Source organism: Croceicoccus sp. BE223, assembly GCF_031457155.1.
Classification (GTDB): Bacteria; Pseudomonadota; Alphaproteobacteria; order Sphingomonadales; family Sphingomonadaceae; genus Croceicoccus.
On sequence record NZ_JAVDWB010000001.1, the window covers coordinates 205,430 to 226,589 of the forward strand.

General features: G+C 67.6%; 22 protein-coding genes and 1 other RNA gene. 10 read left to right on the forward strand and 13 right to left on the reverse strand.

Features of this window, described 5'->3' with window-relative positions:
* Positions 1-2: 2 nt before the first annotated feature.
* The 3 genes from J2X37_RS01075 to J2X37_RS01085 form a co-directional block, all read right to left on the reverse strand.
* Entirely contained in the window at positions 3-407 is a 405-nt protein-coding gene (locus J2X37_RS01075; protein WP_310016799.1) for a hypothetical protein, read from the reverse strand.
* Positions 408-502: 95 nt separating this feature from the next.
* Positions 503-1,930, reverse strand: a complete 1,428-nt coding sequence (gene tldD, locus J2X37_RS01080; protein WP_310016801.1) for a metalloprotease TldD — start codon at positions 1,928-1,930, stop codon at positions 503-505.
* An 88-nt stretch (positions 1,931-2,018) separates the two neighbouring features.
* Complete coding sequence (locus J2X37_RS01085; RefSeq protein WP_310016804.1) at positions 2,019-2,264, reverse strand: zinc-finger domain-containing protein; 246 nt, start codon at positions 2,262-2,264, stop codon at positions 2,019-2,021.
* Between the two features lie 77 nt (positions 2,265-2,341).
* On the opposite strand from J2X37_RS01085, the gene J2X37_RS01090 reads away from it, so the two are divergent.
* Both J2X37_RS01090 and J2X37_RS01095 read left to right on the forward strand, forming a co-directional pair.
* Positions 2,342-3,310 (forward strand): ABC transporter ATP-binding protein, encoded by a 969-nt coding sequence (locus J2X37_RS01090; protein WP_310016805.1) that lies wholly within the window; start codon positions 2,342-2,344, stop codon positions 3,308-3,310.
* Positions 3,311-3,365: 55 nt separating this feature from the next.
* Entirely contained in the window at positions 3,366-3,944 is a 579-nt protein-coding gene (locus J2X37_RS01095; RefSeq protein WP_310016807.1) for a YqgE/AlgH family protein, read from the forward strand.
* A 204-nt stretch (positions 3,945-4,148) separates the two neighbouring features.
* On the opposite strand, the gene J2X37_RS01100 is transcribed toward J2X37_RS01095, so the two are convergent.
* The 6 genes from J2X37_RS01100 to J2X37_RS01125 all read right to left on the reverse strand — a co-directional run bounded on the left by J2X37_RS01100 (position 4,149) and on the right by J2X37_RS01125 (position 9,111).
* Positions 4,149-4,874 (reverse strand): HPP family protein, encoded by a 726-nt coding sequence (locus J2X37_RS01100; RefSeq protein ID WP_310016808.1) that lies wholly within the window; start codon positions 4,872-4,874, stop codon positions 4,149-4,151.
* Between the two features lie 194 nt (positions 4,875-5,068).
* Positions 5,069-5,998, reverse strand: a complete 930-nt coding sequence (locus tag J2X37_RS01105; RefSeq protein ID WP_310016810.1) for a tetratricopeptide repeat protein — start codon at positions 5,996-5,998, stop codon at positions 5,069-5,071.
* 310 nt (positions 5,999-6,308) lie between these two features.
* Positions 6,309-6,857, reverse strand: coding sequence for an NUDIX hydrolase (locus J2X37_RS01110; RefSeq protein ID WP_310016812.1), 549 nt, complete (start codon positions 6,855-6,857; stop codon positions 6,309-6,311).
* A gap of 10 nt (positions 6,858-6,867) precedes the next feature.
* Complete coding sequence (locus tag J2X37_RS01115; RefSeq protein ID WP_404979583.1) at positions 6,868-7,551, reverse strand: TPM domain-containing protein; 684 nt, start codon at positions 7,549-7,551, stop codon at positions 6,868-6,870.
* Positions 7,548-8,417, reverse strand: a complete 870-nt coding sequence (locus J2X37_RS01120; RefSeq protein ID WP_310016816.1) for a TPM domain-containing protein — start codon at positions 8,415-8,417, stop codon at positions 7,548-7,550. Before J2X37_RS01120 ends, J2X37_RS01115 begins: the two co-directional genes overlap by 4 nt.
* 7 nt (positions 8,418-8,424) lie before the next feature.
* Complete coding sequence (locus tag J2X37_RS01125) at positions 8,425-9,111, reverse strand: LemA family protein (protein ID WP_310016821.1); 687 nt, start codon at positions 9,109-9,111, stop codon at positions 8,425-8,427.
* 273 nt (positions 9,112-9,384) lie between these two features.
* Between J2X37_RS01125 and mscL the strand changes: the two genes are divergently transcribed.
* The 3 genes from mscL to J2X37_RS01140 all read left to right on the forward strand — a co-directional run bounded on the left by mscL (position 9,385) and on the right by J2X37_RS01140 (position 10,754).
* On the forward strand, positions 9,385-9,831 hold the full coding sequence (mscL, locus tag J2X37_RS01130) for a large conductance mechanosensitive channel protein MscL (protein ID WP_310016823.1): 447 nt from the start codon (positions 9,385-9,387) through the stop codon (positions 9,829-9,831).
* 37 nt (positions 9,832-9,868) lie between these two features.
* Positions 9,869-10,213: a transfer-messenger RNA gene (gene ssrA / locus J2X37_RS01135) on the forward strand.
* A 337-nt stretch (positions 10,214-10,550) separates the two neighbouring features.
* Positions 10,551-10,754 carry a hypothetical protein gene (locus J2X37_RS01140; RefSeq protein ID WP_310016825.1) on the forward strand — a complete coding sequence of 68 codons (204 nt, stop codon included), beginning with the start codon at positions 10,551-10,553 and terminating at the stop codon, positions 10,752-10,754.
* Positions 10,755-10,890: 136 nt separating this feature from the next.
* Here J2X37_RS01140 and J2X37_RS01145 read toward each other — a convergent pair whose 3' ends face one another.
* From J2X37_RS01145 to J2X37_RS01160, 4 genes are all read right to left on the reverse strand, one after another.
* Positions 10,891-11,085, reverse strand: a complete 195-nt coding sequence (locus tag J2X37_RS01145) for a hypothetical protein (RefSeq protein WP_310018029.1) — start codon at positions 11,083-11,085, stop codon at positions 10,891-10,893.
* 178 nt (positions 11,086-11,263) lie between these two features.
* Positions 11,264-12,520, reverse strand: a complete 1,257-nt coding sequence (locus J2X37_RS01150; protein ID WP_310016827.1) for an N-succinylarginine dihydrolase — start codon at positions 12,518-12,520, stop codon at positions 11,264-11,266.
* Positions 12,521-12,532: 12 nt separating this feature from the next.
* Positions 12,533-13,549, reverse strand: coding sequence for an arginine N-succinyltransferase (locus tag J2X37_RS01155; protein ID WP_310016829.1), 1,017 nt, complete (start codon positions 13,547-13,549; stop codon positions 12,533-12,535).
* Between the two features lie 13 nt (positions 13,550-13,562).
* Positions 13,563-14,798, reverse strand: a complete 1,236-nt coding sequence (locus tag J2X37_RS01160; protein WP_310016831.1) for a hydrolase — start codon at positions 14,796-14,798, stop codon at positions 13,563-13,565.
* Positions 14,799-15,023: 225 nt separating this feature from the next.
* On the opposite strand from J2X37_RS01160, the gene J2X37_RS01165 reads away from it, so the two are divergent.
* The 5 genes from J2X37_RS01165 (at position 15,024) to J2X37_RS01185 (ending at position 21,122) form a co-directional block, all read left to right on the forward strand.
* Entirely contained in the window at positions 15,024-17,114 is a 2,091-nt protein-coding gene (locus tag J2X37_RS01165) for a malate synthase G (protein WP_310016833.1), read from the forward strand.
* Between the two features lie 176 nt (positions 17,115-17,290).
* Positions 17,291-18,301 carry a sensor histidine kinase gene (locus J2X37_RS01170; protein WP_310016835.1) on the forward strand — a complete coding sequence of 337 codons (1,011 nt, stop codon included), beginning with the start codon at positions 17,291-17,293 and terminating at the stop codon, positions 18,299-18,301.
* A 34-nt stretch (positions 18,302-18,335) separates the two neighbouring features.
* Positions 18,336-19,523, forward strand: coding sequence for a cytochrome P450 (locus J2X37_RS01175; RefSeq protein ID WP_310016837.1), 1,188 nt, complete (start codon positions 18,336-18,338; stop codon positions 19,521-19,523).
* Between the two features lie 123 nt (positions 19,524-19,646).
* A complete protein-coding gene (locus tag J2X37_RS01180; protein ID WP_310016839.1) occupies positions 19,647-20,078 on the forward strand; it encodes a hypothetical protein in 432 nt (143 codons plus the stop codon).
* A 207-nt stretch (positions 20,079-20,285) separates the two neighbouring features.
* On the forward strand, positions 20,286-21,122 hold the full coding sequence (locus J2X37_RS01185; RefSeq protein ID WP_310016840.1) for an EthD family reductase: 837 nt from the start codon (positions 20,286-20,288) through the stop codon (positions 21,120-21,122).
* Positions 21,123-21,160 lie beyond the last annotated feature (38 nt).

Consider the following 21,160-nt stretch of genomic DNA (forward strand, 5'->3'; position numbering starts at 1 on the left):
GATCAGCCCGCCTTCTTGTAGGGGACGAAATCGCCGAGGAAGACCGACCCGGTGTAGAAACCGGACGAGTCGCGCATCTGCACCACGTCGATGTTGCACAACTGGTTGGTTGTCGGCTTGGTCACCATCACGTCGTTGGAGCGGAGCGCGCTGGCGCCGTTCTCGGGCCGGTTGACGTAGAGCGTGCTGCCAACCTCGAAAACGATGGCGGTCCGGTCGTAGATCCGGCTCGATCGGATGCTGCTGTTGGTGATGCAGCTTACCGGTTCGCCGGCGACGCGGCCCTCGAGCCGTTCAGCGAGGCGGACTTCGGGGTCCTTCTTGGCCATTGCGGCGGTGGGCGCTGCGGCGATCCCGAGCAGCGCGGTGGCCGCGGCAAGGATCCTGGTCGTCTTTGCAAGCTTCATGATGCGAAACTCCTTTGTCGAACGAACCTGGCACAAACGGGCTTAACCGGCGCTGTATCCCGGCCCAGCACCCCGGCCGCTCAGCCGCGCAGCGATCAGCCCGTGCCGCCCACCGTCAGACCTTCGATGAGCAGCGTCGGCTGGCCCACGCCCGCCGGTACGCTCTGCCCCGCCTTGCCGCACATGCCGATGCCTTCGTCGAGCGCGAAGTCGTTGCCGATGCCGACGATCTGGGTGAGCGCGGTCGGCCCGTCGCCGATCAGTGTCGCGCCCTTGATCGGGGCGACGATCCTGCCGTTCTCGACCTTGTAGGCCTCGGTGCAGGAGAACACGAACTTGCCCGACACGATGTCGACCTGTCCGCCGCCGAAGTTCTTGGCGAAGATGCCGTCCTTCATCCCCGCCAGCAGGTCCGCCGGATCGTCGTTGCCCGCCTTCATGAAGGTGTTGGTCATCCGCGGCATCGGCGCGTGGGCATAGGACTGTCGGCGACCGTTGCCCGTGGGTTCCACGCCCATCAGCCGGGCGTTAAGCCGGTCCTGCATGTAGCCCCTGAGGATGCCGTCCTCGATCAGCACGGTCTCGCTCGTCGGGGTGCCTTCGTCGTCGATGGTCAGCGATCCGCGCCGGCCCGCGATGGAGCCGTCGTCGACCACGGTGACGCCGGGCGAGGCCACGCGTTCGCCGATGCGGCCGGAAAAGACGCTGGTCTTCTTGCGGTTGAAATCGCCTTCGAGCCCATGGCCCACCGCTTCGTGCAACAGCACGCCGGGCCAGCCGGGGCCGAGCAGGACCGGGCAGATGCCTGCGGGTGCGGGCACCGATTCGAGATTGACCAGCGCCTGGTTCAGCGCATCGTCGAGCGCGCCACCCCACTTCGCCTCGTCGAACAGGTCATCGTAGAGCCGGCGGCCGCCCATGCCGAAGGTGCCGGTCTCGCGCCGCCCGTTGCTTTCCGCGACGATCGAGATGTTGAGCCGCACCAGCGGCCTGACGTCGAGCGCGGTGAACCCGTCGGGGCGGACGATCTCGACCACCGACCAGCTGCCGACGAGCGAGGCGCTGACCTGCCGGACGCGGGGATCGCGAGCGCGGGCGGCGGCGTCGATCGCCTCGAGCAGCTTCACCTTCTCGGCGAAGGCGACGGCATCGAGCGGGCTAGCATCGGTGTAGAGATGCCGGTTGGTCGCACGCGGCGGGGCGGCGGGCGCGGACTTCGTCGGATCGAGCAGGCTCAGCGTTTCGCCGGCGCGGCGAATGGCGGCGGCGCTGATCTCGTTGGCATGGGCAAAGCCGGTCGCCTCTCCCGATATGCCGCGCAGGCCGAAGCCGCTCTCGCACGAATAGTCGGCGGTTTTCAGCTTGCCGTCATCGAAGACCAGCGATTCGGACGTGGAATACTGCAGGAACAGTTCGCCGTCGTCGCAGTCCTTCAGTACCTCGTGCGTCAGGGCCTTCGCCGTGTCGGGATCGAGCAGGTCGGGCCGGTAGAGCAGCGAGCGGGGATCGGCGTGGGTTTCCATCAGCGCAATATAGGCACAAATGAAACCGGATCGAAAGAGCCCTGCCGATCGGGCAGCGGATGTCGGGCCGGGCGAGGCCCCGGGGACATCAGGCGGTCATGCCCGGCGGGGCATCGGGGCTCGCGCCCGTAACATCGTGCGCCTCGTGGCCGACCAGCACGAAGCGGCGGTCGCAATAGCCGCACTCGACGTAGCCCTTCTCGTCGATTTCCAGCCAGACGCGCGGATGGCCGAGCGCGGCCGGACGGACGCCGTTGCGGGCGCGGATGTCGTTGGCGCCGTCGCACATGACGCGGCGCGATTCGGTTTCGACGGTTTCGGGCTGCTGGCTCATGGCGCGGCCATTACCAACGGTGCCGCGCCGCCGCAAGACGGGCCGTCGCGCACTTGTCAGCGCGGTTGCCTTGGCGCATGAGCATCGCCGTGACCGACGCTGCCATTTCCATCCGCAACCTCACCAAGCGCTACGCTCCTACCGGCAAACCCAAGGGGGGCAAGCAGGCGGAGGGCAAGCTGGCGCTCGACGACGTGTCGTTCGACGTGCCGACGGGCAAGATCTTCGGCCTGCTCGGTCCCAACGGCGCGGGCAAGTCGACGCTGATCAACATCATGGCCGGCCTGGTGGCCAAGACGTCGGGTTCGGTTTCGATCTGGGGCTTCGACATCGACCGGGATCGCCGCAATGCCAAGGCGTCGATCGGCATCGTGCCGCAGGAAATCGTCTTCGACCCCTTCTTTACCCCGGCCGAAGTGCTGGACAACACCGCCGGCTATTACGGCGTGCCCAGGGACCGGCGAAAGACCGACGAACTGCTGGCCGCGGTCCACCTGACGGACAAGGCCGACGCCTATGCCCGCTCGCTGTCGGGCGGGATGAAGCGGCGGCTGCTGGTCGCCAAGGCGATGGTCCATTCGCCGCCGATCCTCGTGCTGGACGAGCCGACCGCCGGCGTCGACGTCGATCTTCGCCGCCAGCTGTGGGAACTGGTGTCCGACCTCAACCGCCGCGGCGTGACGGTGGTGCTGACCACCCACTATCTCGAAGAGGCGGAGCAGCTCTGCGACCGCATCGCCATCATCAACCACGGGCGGCTGATCGCGGACAAGACCACCCGCGAACTGGTCGCGATGGGGCGCGAGAAGGTCGTCGAACTCACCCTCGACCGCGACATCGCGGTTGCCCCGACGCACGAGGCGTTCAGCAAGAGCGAGATTACCGGCGAGCGGACCGTGGCGATCACCTACGACATGGACCGGATGAACGCGGGCGACGTGCTCTCGCTCCTCAACGCGCAGGGCTATTCGATCGTCGATGTCTCGACGCGGGAGGCGGACCTGGAGGACGTCTTCGTCCAGCTGACCAGCGAGCCGCGCGGCTGACCGCGCCCGCGCCGCCAGTCATTGCCAAGGGCCGGCCCATGCCTATCTTGATGGCATGGACGAAACCCCTCCCTTCCAGTCTTCCCGTTCGCTGACGGGTCGCATCCTGCTCGCCATGCCGGGCATGGGCGATCCGAATTTCGATCACGCGGTCATCCCGCTCTACCTGCACGAGGCGGGCGGGGCCTTCGGCGTCGGGGTCGGCGCGCTGCGCGAGGGGATCACCTTCCACGACGTTCTCGCCGAGCTGGAGATCGAGCCGGGCGAGGCGCCGGATTGCGAGATCCACCACGGCGGCCCGGTCGAACCGACGCGCGGCTTCGTCCTCCATTCCGCCGACTGGCGCGACGAGACGACGATGGACGGCGGCGCGAACGGCCTGCTCTCCAGCTCGGCCGAGATCCTGCGCGCCATTGCCGAGGGCAGGGGGCCGAGCCGCTGGCTGCTGGCGCTCGGCTATGCCGGCTGGGGCGAAGGGCAGCTCGATGACGAGATGCACCGCCATGGCTGGTACGCGGCGGAAGGGCGCGAGGAGATCCTGTTCCACACCCCCTGGCACGAACGCTGGACCGCGACGTGGCAGGCCGAGGGCGTCGACCCCAGCCACCTGGTGGGCCAAACCGGACGGGCGTGATTCGCGCCCGTCCCGGGGGCGTCAGGGTGACAAAGGCGACAGTGTGTCACCCGCGTGATGGCCCGGCAAACGGCAGAGATCCGTCCTTCCCGGCGCAGGGCGACAGGTAACACATGCCTCGCTGAGGCGGCTATCGACGGTGGCAAAGAGCGGCCTTCGCGATGACAGATTTGCCCAATGTAGGACAGGCTCTTGTGCGCGCGCTCAGCCGGTCGGCTGCCCCTTCTCGCTTTCTTCCAGATGCCGCTTGGCAGCCTTGCGCTCGACGGCGCGGAAAACCGCGTCCAGTTCGTCGATGTCGACATCGAGGATATCGTCCCAGTCGCGCAGGACCGCCTCGAGATCGCTTCGACGGTAGTGGCCGGGATGAGCGATTGGCGTCGTCTGGCGCGGCACCGGGTACTGGATGTGCGGCCAGCGATGGCCGGTGAGATTGTTGTAGATCCACGCGACCACGACGAGCGTCAGCACGTTGGCCGCAATGGGCAGCATGTAGGCAACGCCCCAGTCGCCCGGCCCGCTGGCACCTACGGCGCAGAGCAGCGCGCAGGCGCCACCCGGCGGATGCAGGCAGCGCGCCATGGCCATCACCGCGATGGCCAGCGAAACACCCACGGCCGCGCCCAGCACCGGTTCCCCGGTAAGCTGCCCCGCCGCCAGGCCGATCATCGCCGACAGCAGATCGCCGCCGATGATCGACCAAGGCTGCGCCAGGGGACTGGCCGGGATGACGAAGGCCAGCACCGCCGATGCGCCGAGGGGCGCGACCAGCGCCGGAAACAGCCCGTCCGACGCATCGGCGGTCAACAGCCCGACGCCGCCGGCAAGCGCGATCCCCAGCCCTGCGCCGACCGCTCCGCGCAGCCAGCCCAGCCGACCGATCACGCCCAGCGACAGCAATCTGGCCGGATGCGCGTACAATCTCTTCAACAAATCCGATGTCCCCGCACGCGTATTCCGAGTCTTGCGAGGCGCTTACGGGCTTTGGCGAAAAAGGGAAATGCTGCAAGGACCCGAGCTGCCAGCGACCGAGGTCAAGCGAACCGGCTATCGACGGTGGCAAAGAGCGGCCTTCGCGATGACAGGCAGTCCGCTTCTAGGACAGCGAAAAAGGCTCGCCGCGTTCATCTCGCGGCGGTGGCCTGTTCGTCCTGCAGTTCCCACGCTCGGTCGTCGTCACGACGCGACTCGTCCTCCATTCCCAGCTTCCAGTAGATGTCGGACCGGTCCTTGATCGCCTCGATGTCCCGCGGATAGAGCCGGAGGTACTGGTTGATGTAGGACAGTGCCGAAGGATAGTTTTCCCGTTCCCTTGCGAAATCGGCCATGCCCCTCAGGCGGGCCGGATCGGCAGGTGCGAGCTTGCTGGCCGCTTCGAAATCGCGCCGGGCGAGCGCCTCCTGTCCGCTTTCGCTGTAGGCGATGCCTCGCAGGACAAGGTCGTTCGCGTTATCCGGCCTGATCTCCAGCGATATGGTCAATTCGGCGATGGCAAGATCGTATCGTCGGTGATTGAGGTGTTCCATTCCGGCGATCGAAGCGACCAGCCCCTTTTCGAGGCCGAGCCGACTGGCAGCCGCGACCTCATGTTCGAAGCGCTCATGGTCGCCCGATAGCGCGAAACCGTGCGCGCGGTAGACGCGAAGAACGGGATCGTCCGGATCGGTACGGACCGCCTTTTCAAAATCGGCCAATGCCAAGTCGATATTGTCGTTGAGGGCGTGATAGCGCCCCCGCAGGGCAAGGGCGCGGGCGCGCACGTCGACGGGCAGGAATGACATGCCGATAATGCGGTTGCACGCGGAGAGGGCAGCTACGCCCGGTTGTCGTCCATCACGCTGGGCGCAGCGATCCTCGAGGTCTTGCAGCCAGGTCAAAGGCACGCTGACGAGCAGGGCCGCCGCAAGCGCCCCGTTCCAGAGCAGCGTCGCCCGGAAGCTTTTAGGGTGACGCTTCCTGTCGAAAGGTCCCAGACCGCGCCAGAAGGCGGGCGCGACCTCTCCGCCGAAGATGCCCCTGACCGACATGATGGCGAGCGCGCAGCCGATTGCCAATGGCATTAGCGTGGGAAGCGGCGTGGCGCGTGCGATCCGTTCCGCAAACGGGGTCAACATGAAGATGGCCGAGGCGCCCAGCACGGTGGCCAGGGAGACGTGTTTTACCAACGCACTGGTCGTGCGCCATTGCAGGTCGCCCTCTTCAGCACAAGGATCCCTGCGATGCGGTGCGTGACGGAAATGCCGGATCAGGTGCAGGATAGACGGAAGCGTGCTGGCCAGCAGGATTGCGGCGATGGCTCCGAGCGGAGGGAGAGAGAAGGGGCTTGGTGAAATTGCGCCCGGATCGACCCAACCCATGCGCAGGCTACCGTGCGGCCCGCGTCAGCATCCCGCCTGCCAGCAGCATCAGCACGCGCACGTCGATGGCCTTGCCCGCGGCGCGCTGCTTGGCGACGAACGCCTCGATGCCGGCCAGCGGCACGCGGTGGACGGTGATGTCCTCGCCATGCACGCCGCCGCCTTCGCCAACCTTGGTCAGGCCCCTGGCGATGACCAGCGTGAAGCTTTCGGTGACCATGCCGGGGCTGGAGAAGAATTCGCCCGCGTCGAGCAGTTCGGCGGCGCGGTAGCCGGTTTCCTCCTCCAGCTCGCGGCCCGCGGCGTCGAGCGCGTGTTCGCCGGCCGCATCGTCCGCGTCGCCGATCAGCCCGGCGGGCAGTTCGATGCAGGGCCGCTGCAAGGGCGTGCGGAACTGCTCGACAAGGAGGACGTGCCCGTCATCGACCGCGAGGATCACCGCCGCGCGGATCGAGCGGGCGCGGCCGACATATTCCCAGCGGCCCCTTGTCTTCGCGACGATCCACTTGCCCTCCCACGCGATGCGTTCGGGCTCGTCCATGTCGCGGTGCGTCATCGCGCGGGGGTCACAGCTCGATCAGCCGGTCGGGCAGTTCGTTGACGTCTTGCTCGGCCTTGGGGAAGTGTTCGGCCAGCACCTTGCCGACTTCGGCGACGGCGGCGGCCATGCCCTCGGCGATGCGGCCTTCGCGCACTTCGGCGATCATGCCGGCCATCGCTTCGGCCCAGACTTCGGGCGCGACCTTGTCGGCGATCGCGGCGTCGGCGACGATCTCGGCGCGGTGTTCGCGCATCGACAGGTAGATCAGAACGCCGGTGCGGCCATGAGTGCGCCGCTCGGCCCCTACCTTGAACAGGTCGACCGCCCGGGCGCGGACCCGTGCGGTCTTCACCGGCGAGGGGACCAGCGCGTATTTCAGCGGACGCCAGAACTGGATCGCCCACATGCCGAGGAACTTGAGGATGCCGACCGAGGCGGCGATGCCGAACAGCGCGCCGGGCGACCATTCGTGGTTCCAGTTGCCGGTGACGCGATCGAGAATGCCGAGGTAAAAACCGGGCAGGAGGGCGATCACCGTCAGCGCGGTAAAGGCGGCCAGCGCGCTCCACGCCAGGGCGATGTCGGCATAGCCATCGGACCGGTCGGCGATGACGGTCACGATCTCGCCGGCGGTATGCGCCTCTGCCGCGGCGACCGCGTCGCTGACCAGCCTGTGCTCGGCTTCGTTGAGGTAGGCAGGACGCATCACCACCCCCCGCTCGCACCGCCGCCGCCCGATATGCCGCCGCCGAAACCGCCGAAGCCGCCTCCGCTACCGCCGCCGAAGCCGCCTCCGCTACCGCCGCCGAAGCCGCCTCCGAACCCGCCGGAACCGCGACCGGCGTGGCGGGCGATCTCGCTCGCGCCCCACATCACGACCCACGGATCGATCCCGCCGCGCCGCGAATGATAGCGCCGCCCGCCCGCGCGGCGGCCGAAGACCGCGATGAAGAAGACGATCAGCACGATCCAGAAGATGATCCCGCCGATCCCCGCGCCGCCCTCGGCCCCCTGCTGCTCCGCCGCGGCGGCGGCCTCGGCCACCGCCCTGGCGTCTGCGGGGGTGCGGTCCATCTGCGCGATCAGCTCGTCCAGCCCGGCGTTGATGCCGCCGGGATAGTCGCCGGCCTTGAAGCGGGGCAGGATCTGGCCCCGGATGATGCGGCCCGACAGGATGTCGGTGACATAGCCGTGCAGGCCGTAGCCGACCTCGATCCGCACCTTGCGGTCGTTCGGCGCGACCAGCAGCAGCAGCCCCTGGTCGGTTTCCGCACCGCCGATGCCCCATTCGGCGAAGAGGTTGGCGGCGTACATCTCGATCGTCTCGCCATCGAGCGAGGGGACTGTGGCGACCACGACGGCGCGACCGGTGCGCTGGTTGTAGTCGCGCAGCCGCGCGTCCATCGCCGCTTCCTCGGCCTCCGGGATGATGTTCGCGGCATCGAGCACCGGGCCTGCGGGCCGGGCCGGATAGGCGGCCTGCGCCGGGGCTGCGAACCCTGCGGACAGCACCCCGGCGACCAGGACCCAGAGGACCGGCGCGACGAGCGCGAGGAAGCGGACGGTGGAACGCACCGTCGCCTCAGTTGGCGGCGGCGGCGGGCTGGTCTGCGGTGCCCGCGTTGTCGTTCGCCGCCGGTGCCGCGGCCGGGGCGTCGCCGCCCATCGTGCCGAAATCGACCGTCGGCGCATCCTGCGCGGCGGGGGCGGCGTTGAACGGCTCCATCGGCTTGGCGCCGTGGATGATCTTCGCGCCGATGATGTCGGGGAAGGTGCGGATCGTGGTGTTATAGGCCTGCACCGCCTCGTTGTAGCGGACGCGGGCAACGTTGATCTGGTTCTCGCTGCCTTCCAGCGCGGTCATCAGGTCGGCGAAGCGGGCCTGGCTCTGCAACTGGGGATAGTTCTCGACCACCGTGCGAAGCTGGCCCAGCGCCTGGGTCAGCTGGTTCTGCGCTTCGGAAAAGCGGCGCAGTTCTTCCGGGTTCGACAGGTCTTCGGTGGTGATGTTGATCGCGGTGGCGCGGGCGCGGGCCTCGGTCACGTTGGTCAGGATCTGGGTTTCGGAAGCGGCGGCCGCCTTCACTGTGGAGACGAGATTGGGCACCAGGTCGGCGCGGCGCTGGTAGGCGCTCTGCACGTCGGCCCAGCGGGCCTTGGCGTTTTCCTCCGCCGTGGGCACGGAATTGATGCCGCAGGCGGCAAGCGTCAGCGCGGCCAGCCCGGCAATGGCCAGCCGGATGGCGCGGGTAATGTGCGGGGTGGTCATGCGTTCGGTCCTCTTCCCTCAGGTCCCAGTGCAATCCTGGTCGGTCGCGCACCGGTCGCGGCGCCGTGGTGCCGCAACCGGTGTGTTAGCGATATAAAGCGGTTTGGGGCCGGTGCAATATCGCGCGCCGCCTTGTGCGCGGCTGTTGCGGCCGGCCGTGCCGCTTTTTCCCGCCCCTGTCGGTGATTGTCATGCCCGCGCCCCTTTTCGCCGCGGCGGCAAGGCGGCAGGATGAGGGCGGGTCGTGCCGTCGCAGCGGGAAGGAAGGTGCTCATGTTCGCCGAATTCAGGAAGTTCATCGCCAGGGGCAACGTTCTCGACCTTGCGGTCGGCGTCATCATCGGCGCCGCCTTCGGCAAGATCACCACCTCGCTCACCGAATCGATCCTGATGCCGCTGATCGGCGCGGTCTTCGGCTCGGTCGATTTTTCCAACAAGTTCATCCAGCTCGGCCCCGTGCCCGCCGGCTACGACGGCGCGCGCGACAACTATGCCGCGCTGAAGGAGTCGGGCGTGCCGATGATCGGGTACGGCGATCTTATCACCCAGTGCCTGAACTTCGTGATCATCGCCTTTGCCCTTTTCCTGCTGGTGCGCGGCGTGAACCGGGTGATCGAGGCGGCGGAACGGGACAAGCAGGCCTCGGCCCCCGAAGCGCCGGTCGACGCGACGCTGGAAACGCTGAAGGAGATCCTCGCCGAACTGAAGAAGCGGGATTGATGCCGCCGCCGCAATCGCTCGCCTGAATTTCCGGCGCTCACTTCACATTAACGTCGCCATCGCTATATAGGGCGAGCCGGTTTTGGCCGGCTATGGCGATAAATTGCGGTGTGCAATAGGCACAGCGGACCCGGGGGCAGTACCCGGCGGCTCCACCATTTGCCTCGTTGTCGGGGGCGGGATCATGGGGCCGAACCAGGATCGACGTGTGTTGAAAAGCACTGTTTTCGCCCGGGCTGAGTAACCCGTTAAAGGCTCAAAAACCCACAAGTGCCAACGATAACGAAGCACTCGCTCTCGCCGCGTAATCTGACGGCCTAACGGCCTGATCTTACAAAGCTAAAGCGCGGTTGGACCGCACCGGGCAACAGAAGCGGATACCGGGCGCCCGGGGGTGCGTAGCAACAGAAACCCCCACCTTTCATCGCAAACCGCGCCGCGACTGGGCTTGCCCGCCCATTGTTGCCTCACAACCGGTATCGCGGTTAGTGGCAACGCAAAACCCCCGCCCTTCGATAGCGCTATATCTGTTCGCCGCGCGGTGGTATGATCCGCATCGCGACGCGCCGTTCGCGCGCCGCCAGCGACGACGGCCCGCCGCGTCGGCATCACCGGACCCGGCCCTACCATCCGCCGGTCCGCCATCGCCCCGCCGGGCCCCACAAGGCGCAAGGCCGATAGCGTGGCCCCTGCGCCGACACGGTGCGAGAGGAGCGACGATGCACAAGATCGGTGACGAGATCCACATCCCCACCAGCGAGGCGCGCGGCGGCGAAACGCCGCACATCATGCGCTATGTCCTGTTGTTTTCCCTGCTGCTGGCAATCGTGGTGCTGTCGATCGTCTGGATCACCGGGGCGTGGGAGGCTTCGGGCAGGACCGGCCCTTCGGTCACCGCCGAACAGCACGCGCTGGGCGGTTAGCGTTTCGATGCGCCGCCAGAGATGGCGGCGCTGCATCGCGCAGGGGGCCGTCAAACCGGGGACGACCGGCCGGAAAGAAGGGGCGCCTTCACGAGAAAGCGCCCCGGCCAGGTGGATGGCAGTTCTTCAATGACGATCAGGTTTCGGCGGGCACGGCCTCGGCCTTCTCGGGGGAATTTTCGTGCCGGATGCAGTCGAGGATCTTGGCCCCGGCCATGAAGACCGATCCGGTGCAGGCCAGGAACAGCAGCCAGCCGCCGACGCCGGGATACTGGCCGAGATAGACCGTTCCCCGCTCGACCGCGCCGAGCGCCAGCGCATAAATGATCATGAACGCTTCGAGGCGCGTCTTGATGACGAACAGCCGCCCCAGCTTCCTGATCTTCGCGAAGGCCACCTGCGGCTTTCCTTCCGTTGACTGCGTCCGGTTGCCCCCTGTCCGATCGTTCGGAACCCGGGGCTCACCGTTAACAAAGCAGTAACCCGCCGCAGGTTCCGACGCAAAAGCGTTAACCAAGTTCCTTAAGGTTCAGACACTCCAGCATAAAATTGCGCGCCGAAATGACACGGTCGGCAAGCCCCGGCGTTCCGATTTCGGCAGGAGCGATCGATTCGGGCCAGTGCCGGGTCACGATATCAGCCATCGATTCGAGCTTTTCGGGCGTCATCAGGAAGCGCTGGTCGACATGATCGGGATCGGCGACGACGCGCAGGCGCAGGCAGGCCGGGCCGCCGCCGTTCGCCATCGATTGCCGCACATCGACCGGCAGGACATGGCGGATCGGTCCGTTGCCGCGCGCCATCTCGTCCAGCCAGCCCCGGACGCCGGGGTTCTCCATGCACTCGCCCGGCACGACAAGGCCCATCGTGCCATCGGGCAGGGTGAGGATCTGCGCGTTGAACAGGTAGCTGCCGATGGCGTCGGCGAGCGACACGCGCGCGGCGGGCACCTCGATGATCTCCGCCCCCGGCACGGCCGCGCGGATCGCGGCATAGGCGCCCTCGCGGTCGGCAAAGGCCTGCTCGTGGGTGAACAGCACGTGCTCGTTGGCGACGGCGACGACGTCGTTGTGAAAGGCCCCCGCCGCGATCGCTTCGGGCGCCTGTTCGATGAACAGCGCGCGTTCCGGGGCAAGGCCGTGGCGGCGGGCGATGGCGCGGCTGGCCTGTTCGTTCTGGCGGGCGGGAAAGCGCCCTCCCGGCCTGCCGTAGACGAAGATCTCGACGCAGGGTTCGGCGTGCGCCGGGCCCATCCGCATGTGGTTGGCCGCACCCTCGTCGCCGAAGGTGGCCGGCACCGGGCCGTGCACGGCGAAGTGGCGTTCGTCGGCAAAGGCGACGCGCAGCTGTGCCAGCGTGTCGGGCCACTCGATCGAACGGTGCGGCATCGTCACCAGGTTCGCGACCGAAAAGTGGCAGCGCCCGTCGGCGGTATCGGGCGCGGGGCTGACGGTGGCGGCGTTGGCGGTCCACATCGAACTGGCCGACCAGGCCATGGCGGTCAGCGCCGGGTCCGCGCCGCCCCCTGTGCCGGTCGCCATCGCGTCGAGGAACGCGGCGTCGGGCCGGGGCAGCGGCAGCAGCACCCCCTGCACGAGGCCGAGGTCCATGTTGTGCCGCATCTTGGCCAGCCCCTGCAGCGCCGCGGCGCGCGGGTAGGCGATCTTGCCCGCGTTCTTCGTGGCGGCGAGATTGCCGAGGCTGAGGCCCGAATAGTTGTGGCTCGGCCCGACCAGGCCGTCGAAGTTGATTTCGACCATTCCCATCGCCTTGTCTCCTTACCGCGGGGCCCAGCAGACAGGTTCACCGGGGGCCACGCGCAGGGCGGCGCGGGCGGCGGCGTCGATGGCGACCGAGCCGTCCTCGTTCACCTGGATCTTCGCCATGCAGCAGCGGAACGAGGCGAGCCGTCCGGTGGCGACCAGCGCGCGGCGCCCGTTCGCAGGCTCGGCACTATCGACCGGGGCGTGGCGGGCGGCGGCGATGGTGCGCACGGAATCGGTGCGCGCGGTCATCGTCGGCCCGCCGTCGAAGATGTCGATGTAGCTTTCCCAGGCGAAGCCCTCCTCCTCCAGCATCCGCATGGCGGGGCGGCCTGTTTCGTGCGGCACGCCGATGGCGTTGCGCGCCTCCTCGCTGATCATGGCGACATAGACGGGGTGCTTGGGCATCAGGTCGGCGATGAACTGGTTGCCGTTCAGCGCATTGAACTCGTCCGCCTCGCGAAAGCCCATGCCGAAGAAGCGCCCGGCGACGCCGTCCCAGAACGGCGAGTTGCCGTGCGCATCGACGATGCCGCGCAGTTCGGCCAGCAGCCTGTCGGCAAAGCGGGCGCGGTGCATCGCGATGAACAGGTAGCGGCTGCGCGCCAGCAGCATGCCGAGCCCGCCCGCCCGGGCCGAGGGGTGGAGGAACAGTCCGCCGACCTCGCTCGACCCTTCCAGATCGGTGACGAGCTGGAGCGAGCGGTTGCGGAAGGTGCGGTCCAGTTCGCGCGAGTAGGCGGTGTGGCTGGTGATGCGATAGGAATAGAACGGCCACGACCCGCCGATCTGGCTGAAGATCTGGCAGGTGCCGCGGATCGCGCCGGTCTCGGCATCCTCGAGCATCATCACGAACAGGTCGTCGGCGATCGCGTCGTCGTCGCGCGCCAGCGCCGCCTCGGTCCGTTCGAGCTTGGCGGTCAGCGCCGGGCGGTTGGCGGGCAGGTTGGTGAAGCCGCCGCCGGTCAGCTTCGCCATCTCGTACATCGCCTCCAGGTCGTCGGCGCGGGCGGGGCGCATCACGTAGGTCATCGATATTCCTGTGTCAGAGGCCGCGGGTGGCCAGCGAATGCAGCACCAGCGCGGAGAGTTGCGCCCGTTCGGCGAGCGAGTCCACGATCATGAATTCGTCCGGCGAGTGGATCGAGCCGCCGCGCACGCCCATCGTGTCGACCACCGGCACGTGCGCGGCGGCGATGTTGTTGCCGTCGCAGACCCCGCCGGTGTCGCGCCGCGCGAAGGCGAGGCCGAGCAGGGCGGAACAGTCGCGCACCGTGTCGAACAGCGCCTGCGCGCGCGGGTCGACCGGCTTGGGCGGGCGCGAGATGCCGCCGTGGAGGTGCACGCCGACGTCGCGGCTTGCGGCCACGTCGTCGAGCAGCGCCTTGAGGGCGGAGGCGAAAGCTTCGGCCGCCGCCGCGCTTTTCGGGCGGATGTTGAAGCGCAGCACGGCGTGGTCGGGAACGACGTTGTTGGCCGCGCCGCCTTCGATCTTGGCCGGGTTGATCGACAGGTCCGGGTGCGAGAGCGCCGCCAGCCGCACCGCGATCTCCGCCGCCGCGACCACGGCGTTGCGTCCGTCCTGCGGGTTGCGGCCCGCGTGGGCGCTGCGCCCGGTGACGATGACGCTGTAGTTGCCCGATCCGCCGCGCGCGCCCGCGAACGTGCCGTCCGGCAGGGTCGACGGCTCGTAGGTCAGGGCCGCGTACTTGCCGCGCGCCAGCCGCGCGATCAGCGCCGCGCTGCCGCCGCTGCCGGTTTCCTCGTCCGAATTGATCATCACGTCGTAACCGACCCGGCCCGCTTCGGGCACGTTCTCGAACAGGCGCAGCGCTTCGAGGATGACGGCGATGCCGCCCTTCATGTCGGCAAGGCCGGGCCCGCCGAGCACGCCGGGTTCGATCTCGCGCACGTTGCGAAAGCCGGTGTCGGCGGGAAAGACGGTGTCCATGTGGCCGGTGAGGAGGAAGCGCCGCTCCGCATCCGGGCGGACGGAAAGGACGAGATTGCGCCCGCGCTCGATCAGCGTCTCGCGCCCTTCGGCATCGATGGCGCTGACCGGGTCGGCGGGTTCGAGCACGACCTCGCCCGGCAGCGCGGCGAAGGCGTCGGCCAGCGCGGTCGCCTGCGCGGCCAGCCCGGGAAGGTTGCCGGTGCCGGTCTGCATTTCGCTCCACCCCACCGCCCGGGCCAGCATGCCGGGCGCGTCGACCCGTTCGACCATGGCGGCCAGCGCCGGGTCGGCAAGGGGCGGCGGAAGGGGGGCGGAAGGCGGTTTCATCGGCAACGATGCCTAGCCGCGATCCGCGCACTTGGCCAGTGCCCTCCCAGGTCGCGCGCAGGCCGTCATGGCCGCGGCGGCACTTGCCACGACGGCGCCGGGTTGGCATGAGCCGCGGCGGCGAATCTACATCCTCCCTCTCCGACGACGTGCGAAGCTGCCATCATTGGCGTCGCGCGGCGAAGGATCGTGACATAACCCCTTGGCATAGAAGGCAGGCAGGCAATGGTTGATCGCGTCGAAAAGGCTGGGCTCCGGGTGGAGACGGCACTCGCACGGTTCGTGGAAAACGACGTCCTCGCCCCGCTGGGCATGGATGCCGGCGCGTTCTGGCAGGGCTTTGCCGATTTGCTCGCGAAGCACGCGCCGACCAACCGCGCGCTGCTGGCAAAGCGGGACGAGTTGCAGGCGCAGATCGACACCTGGCACAAGGAGCGCGCCGGCAAGCCCATCGACATGACGGAATACAAGGCGTTCCTGACCGCGATCGGCTACCTCGTTCCCGAGCCGGGCGATTTCGTCATCGGCACCGCAAACGTCGATCCGGAAATCGCGACCATGGCCGGGCCGCAGCTGGTCGTGCCGGTGCTCAACGCCCGTTTCGCGCTGAACGCCGCCAATGCCCGCTGGGGCAGTCTCTACGACGCCTTCTACGGCACCGACGCGCTGCCCGATGCTCCGCTGGCGGCCGGCAAGGGTTACGACCCGGCGCGCGGCGCGGCGGTGGTCGCGGCGGGGCGCAAGTTCCTGAACGATGCCCTCCCCGGCTGGGACGCGGCGCTGACCGGCGGCGCCTGCCCGCACGCCTTTGCCACGCTGACCGGCGGGGCCAAGGGGGTGATGTTCGAGCACAATGGCCTCTACATCGAGATCCACGTCGACCGCGACCACCCCGTCGGCGCGACGGACGAACTGGGCATTTCCGATGTCGTGCTGGAATCGGCGCTGACCTCGATCATCGACATGGAGGATTCGGTCGCCGCCGTCGATGCCGAGGACAAGCTGCTCGCCTACGCCAACTGGCTCGGCCTGATGAACGGCACGCTGACCGCCGAATTCCAGAAGGGCGGCGAGACCATGACCCGCTCGCTGGAGCCGGATCGCACGTACGCGCTGCCGAATGGCGAGACTCTCGACCTTCCGGGCCGCAGCCTGCTGTTCGTGCGCAACGTCGGCCACCTGATGACCAACCCGGCGATCCTGCTGCCCGACGGCAGCGAGCTTCCCGAGGGCATCATGGACGCGGTGATCACCAGCGCGATCGCCCGCCACGATCTCGACGGGCTGGGCCAGTACCGCAACAGCCGCGCCGGTTCGATCTATATCGTGAAGCCCAAGATGCACGGGCCGGAAGAGTGCGCCTTTACCAATACGCTGTTCGACGCGGTGGAGGACCTGCTCGGCCTGGCGCGCCACACCATCAAGGTGGGCGTGATGGACGAGGAGCGTCGCACCAGCGCGAACCTGGCCGCCTGCATCCATGCGGTGAAGGACCGCATCGTCTTCATCAACACCGGCTTCCTCGACCGCACGGGCGACGAGATGCACACCTCGATGCAGGCCGGGCCGATGATCCGCAAGGGCGCGATGAAGACGAGCGACTGGATCGACGCCTATGAAAAGCGCAACGTCGCGATCGGGCTGAAGCACGGCCTTTCGGGCAAGGCGCAGATCGGCAAGGGCATGTGGGCCGCGCCCGACCGCATGGGCCAGATGCTGGTCGAGAAGGTGGGGCATCCCAGGACCGGTGCGAACACCGCGTGGGTCCCGTCGCCCACCGCCGCGACGCTGCACGCGCTGCACTATCACCAGGTCGACGTCTTCGCGCTGCGCGAGGCCATCGCCGCGCAGGGCGTGCCCGCCATCGAACGGCTGCTGACCGTGCCGCTTGCCGACGGGGTCAACTGGTCGGCGGAGGAGCTGCGCGAGGAGCTCGACAACAACGCGCAAGGGCTGCTCGGCTATGTCGTGCGCTGGATCGACCAGGGCGTCGGCTGTTCCAAGGTGCCCGACATCAACGACGTGGGCCTGATGGAAGACCGCGCGACGCTGCGCATTTCCAGCCAGCACATGGCCAACTGGCTGCTGCACGGCGTCGTCACCGAAGAGCAGGTGATGGATGCCTTGCGCCGTATGGCGGCGAAGGTCGACGCGCAGAACGCGGGCGACCCGGCTTATGAACCGCTGGTCGGCAACGAGGACGGCTGCGCCTTCCAGGCCGCGAAGGATCTTGTCTTCAAGGGCGTCGAGCAGCCCTCGGGCTATACCGAGCCGCTGCTCCACGCGTGGCGTCAGGTGAAGAAGGGCGCCAAGTGAAGAAGGAGCGCGCCGCCATGGTGGCGTGACTGGCGGATGCAGGCTGGCGCAAACGTTTGAATTCAAACGAATCGCCATGACCTGAGGTTTAGTCTATGATCCTGCCGGCAGGTGGTGCGCCTTTGGTCCACTCTGCCGGTCGGGTGCGATTGCGCCGAAAAACGGGATCGCACGTCTTGAGACTGGCCAGCTTCGACATCAGCGCGCGATTTCAATCGCCGGCGGCGAAGACGGGCGCAGAGGCTGCGTTCGGCCTGTTCTGCGCCATCGTCATGGTCGCCCTGCGCGCCATGCTCGACACCGTGGCCGACGGGGCGGGCCCCTTCGCGATGGTCTATCCCACCGTGCTCATCGCGACCCTGTTCGGTCACTGGCGCGGCGGGCTGGTCGCCTATCTGTTCAGCTTCTTCTACGCCTGGTGGTATGTCCTGCCCTATAGCGGCAGTTTCGAATTCGCGCTGGCCAAGGACGCGACGCGGGTCGCGATCAACGCGATCTGCGTGGCGGTTATCGCGATCCTGGCCGAATCGTTTCGCAGCGCGGTGCAGCGCGCCACCGAAACGCGCGATGCCGAGATCGCGCGGCGCGGCATGCTGATGGCGGAACTGGAACATCGCACCAAGAACAACTTCGCGCTGATCGTCAGCCTGCTCGACATCCAGCGCCGCCGCACCAGCGACGCCGCCGTCGCCCAGGCGATCGAACAGGCGTCAGGCCGCGTCCACACTTTCGCCCGCGCCTACGCCAATCTCGTCGACAGCCAGGGCGAGGGCAGCAGCGTCGAGATGGACGTCTACCTGCCCGAAGTCGTGCGCCGGGTGACCGAGGGCGCGTTTCTCGACAACGTCCGGGTCGAGACCCGGATCGATCCCTGCACTCTGTCGCGGCAGGTCGCGGTCGGCATCGGCCTGTTCGTCAACGAGGCGCTGACCAATTGCGCCAAGTACGCCTTTCCCGATGGGCGCGGCGGTTCGATCGAGGTGAGCTTCGCCTGTCAGGGCGAAGGCGCGTGGATCGCGACGGTGCGCGACGACGGTGTGGGAGAGGCGGCCGAGACGGCCCCGGCCAGCGCCGCGGGCGGCATGGGCTCGGGCCTGATGGTGGCTTTCGCCCGGCAGGCTGGCGCGACGTTCGAGGCTGTCAGCCAGGATGTCGGGCATTGCGTCACGGTGGCTTCCCACCGATAGTCGGCTGACAGAACCGGGTGAGAGGAATGCAACCATGTCGCAAATAGAGTTCGACCCCACCCGCCGATCGGTCCAGATCGATCCCTATCCGTGGTATGCGCGGCTGCGTGAAGAGGCGCCGGTCCACTTCATCGAACCGCTGAACGCCTGGGGCCTGTTCCGGTACGAGGATTGCAAGAACGCGTTCCTTCATCCCGAGCAGTATTCGGCCAAGGACTTCATCCGCCAGGCGTTCGGCGATCTCGACCCCGTGCCGGAAACGCCCTCGCTCATCGCGATGGACCCGCCCGAGCATACGCCGCTGCGCAAGCTGACCAGCCATGCCTTCGCGCCCGGCGTCACCCGCAGGATGGTCGGCAAGATCGAGGCGATCGTCGACGGCCTGCTCGACGAGATCGAGGCGAAGGGGACCACCTTCGATTTCGTGAACGACTTCGCCGCCTATATCCCGGTCAGCGTCACCGCCGAACTGCTCGGCGTCGATCCCCGGCAGCGGGAGAATTTCAAGGTCTGGACCGCCGACCTCCTCAATGCCGCCAACCGGGCGAATCTCGCCGACGAGGACGTTGCCCGCATCCGCGCCAGCGTCACCGAACTGCGCCGATACCTCGAACAGGTTATCCGCGAGAGACGGGCCGAGCCGCGCGACGATTTCATCTCGATGCTGATCGAGGCGGAGGAGGGCGGCGATACGCTGACCGGGATCCAGGTGCTCAGCACGGCGATCCTGACCCATTTCGGCGGATCGGAAACGCCCTCGCATCTTATCAGCAGTTCGCTTGTCGCCATGCTGGACCATCGCGACGTGCACGAGGCGGTGCTTGCGGACCGCGAGCTTGTCGGCAATCTCGTCGACGAGACGCTGCGCTACTGGTCGCCGGTCAACCTCGTGTTCCAGACTGCGGCCTGCGACATCGAACTGCACGGGCGGCACATCCCGGCGGGATCGCAGGTGCTGTCCTACATCGGCTCGGCCAACCGCGACGATCGCAAGTACGATAACGCCGACAGCTTCGATCTGTCGCGCAATCCGCATGGCCATCTCTCGTTCGCGCATGGGCCGCATTATTGCCCGGGCGCCTCGCTCGGGACGCGCATGGCCAGCATCGCCATCGCGAAAGTGCTGGAACGGATGCCGGGCATCCGCCGGCTTGCGCCGGAGACAGACTGGCTGCCCTCGCTCTGGATACGCGGCGCGCGCACCCTTCCCGTCTCGGCCTAGGCCGGGCGCTGCCGCCGGGCGCGGCCAAGACCGTATCGTTTCGATAGCGCGGTTGCGGATAATGCACTTGTGCCTGCGTTCAGCGTTATATACACAAACATCATAAATATATGGAGAGGTGCGGTGAAGGGACAGGCGCTGGTCGAAAAAGGGGTGGGTCGCTCCCGGATCGAGGACAACGAATGGCAATTCTTTGCCGACCCCGAAACCGATCCCGGCTTCTTCAGCCACATGAGCGAGCCGATCCCGGTGCAGTTCCTGGGCGAGAACTGGGAGAAGGGGCCATGGATCGTGCCCAACAAGTTTCCGCCCAACTGCAAGGCGGACGCGCACGCCCATAACTACGACACGATCTACTACATCATCAAAGGCACGATGACCTTTAACGACGGCAGCGGCTGGTACCGGGAAGGCGACCTGCGCTGGGCGCGCGCCGGCGTGATGTACGGCCCGGAGGAAGCCGGTCCCGACGGCTGCACGTTCCTGCTGGTCAGCGCCGGCCCGATGGACGTCCAGTGGAAGGGCGCCGAGACGCACGTCGTCAGGGCCGAATAGAGGCAGCCACGCCGCCGCGGCCATCCGGCTCGCCGCGCCTGACAAATCTGAATACTCCGGCATGGTACCGAATATACGGTCGGTTCGCGAAACGCCGGGAGAGGGAGGCCAGGTTGTCCACGCAGAGAGGTGCAAGCTGTCCGACGATCCGACCGGCGCCGGCCCAAACCGTCCGTCCGACATCCGGCGCGAACAGGAGACAATCCCATGCGCATCGCCGCCACCTTTGTTTCCGCATCGGGCCTGCTTTCCGCAGCCGGCCTCTGCGTTGCTGCAGTGCCGGTCGGCGCCATGGTGGGCGCGCCTGACATGGCCGCTTCCGCCCCATGCGCCGGCATCGCCGCGGAGCCGGCATCGCTTGGCGAGGAAAGGCCCGGGGTCAAGGTCTATGCCTTCATCGTCAAGAAGCCGGGCCTGACCGACGAGCAGTTCCACGCGCACTGGCGGGACCCTCACGGGACGCTGACGACGCGGCTGCCGTACTTCCGGCGCTACATCCAGAACCACGGCATCGGCAGCGTGCCAACCCTGCCCGGCCTTGCCCCCACGCCCTACCTCGGCATTCCCACGGTCTGGGTCGACCGGCTTTCCGACCTGGAGGCGGCGGGGGCCGATCCGCTCTACGCCCCGCTCGACCGTGACATCGACGAACTCTACATCCGCGACCAGGCCGCCTGGCTGTTCACGCGGGAATTCGTTCGGTGCGCTTCGCCCGCCGACCGGGCCTTCGTGCCGGTGAAGGCGCAGGTTTTCGTCAGGCAGAGGCCCGGAATCCCTGATTTCGAACGGCACCTGGCCGAGTTCGCGAAATCGGTGGGAAGCCTGCCCGGGGTCATCGGGCTGAGCGCGGCGCTCCCCGTCGACAGCGGCAATGCGCCGATGTTCGACGGCGTCGTCGAGGTGTCCTTCGCCGATCAGGCGCAGTTCGAGGCGGCCTGGGGCAAGGACGGCCCGGCCGATGCGCTCGCGCTGCTGGACAGCTTTGCCGACCGAGCGGCTTCGCGCGGCTTCCTCGCGCAAGAGGAGCGCGTGATCTGGCCATGATTCCGCCCTGCCCCAAGCCCCGCCGCCATGCACCGCGA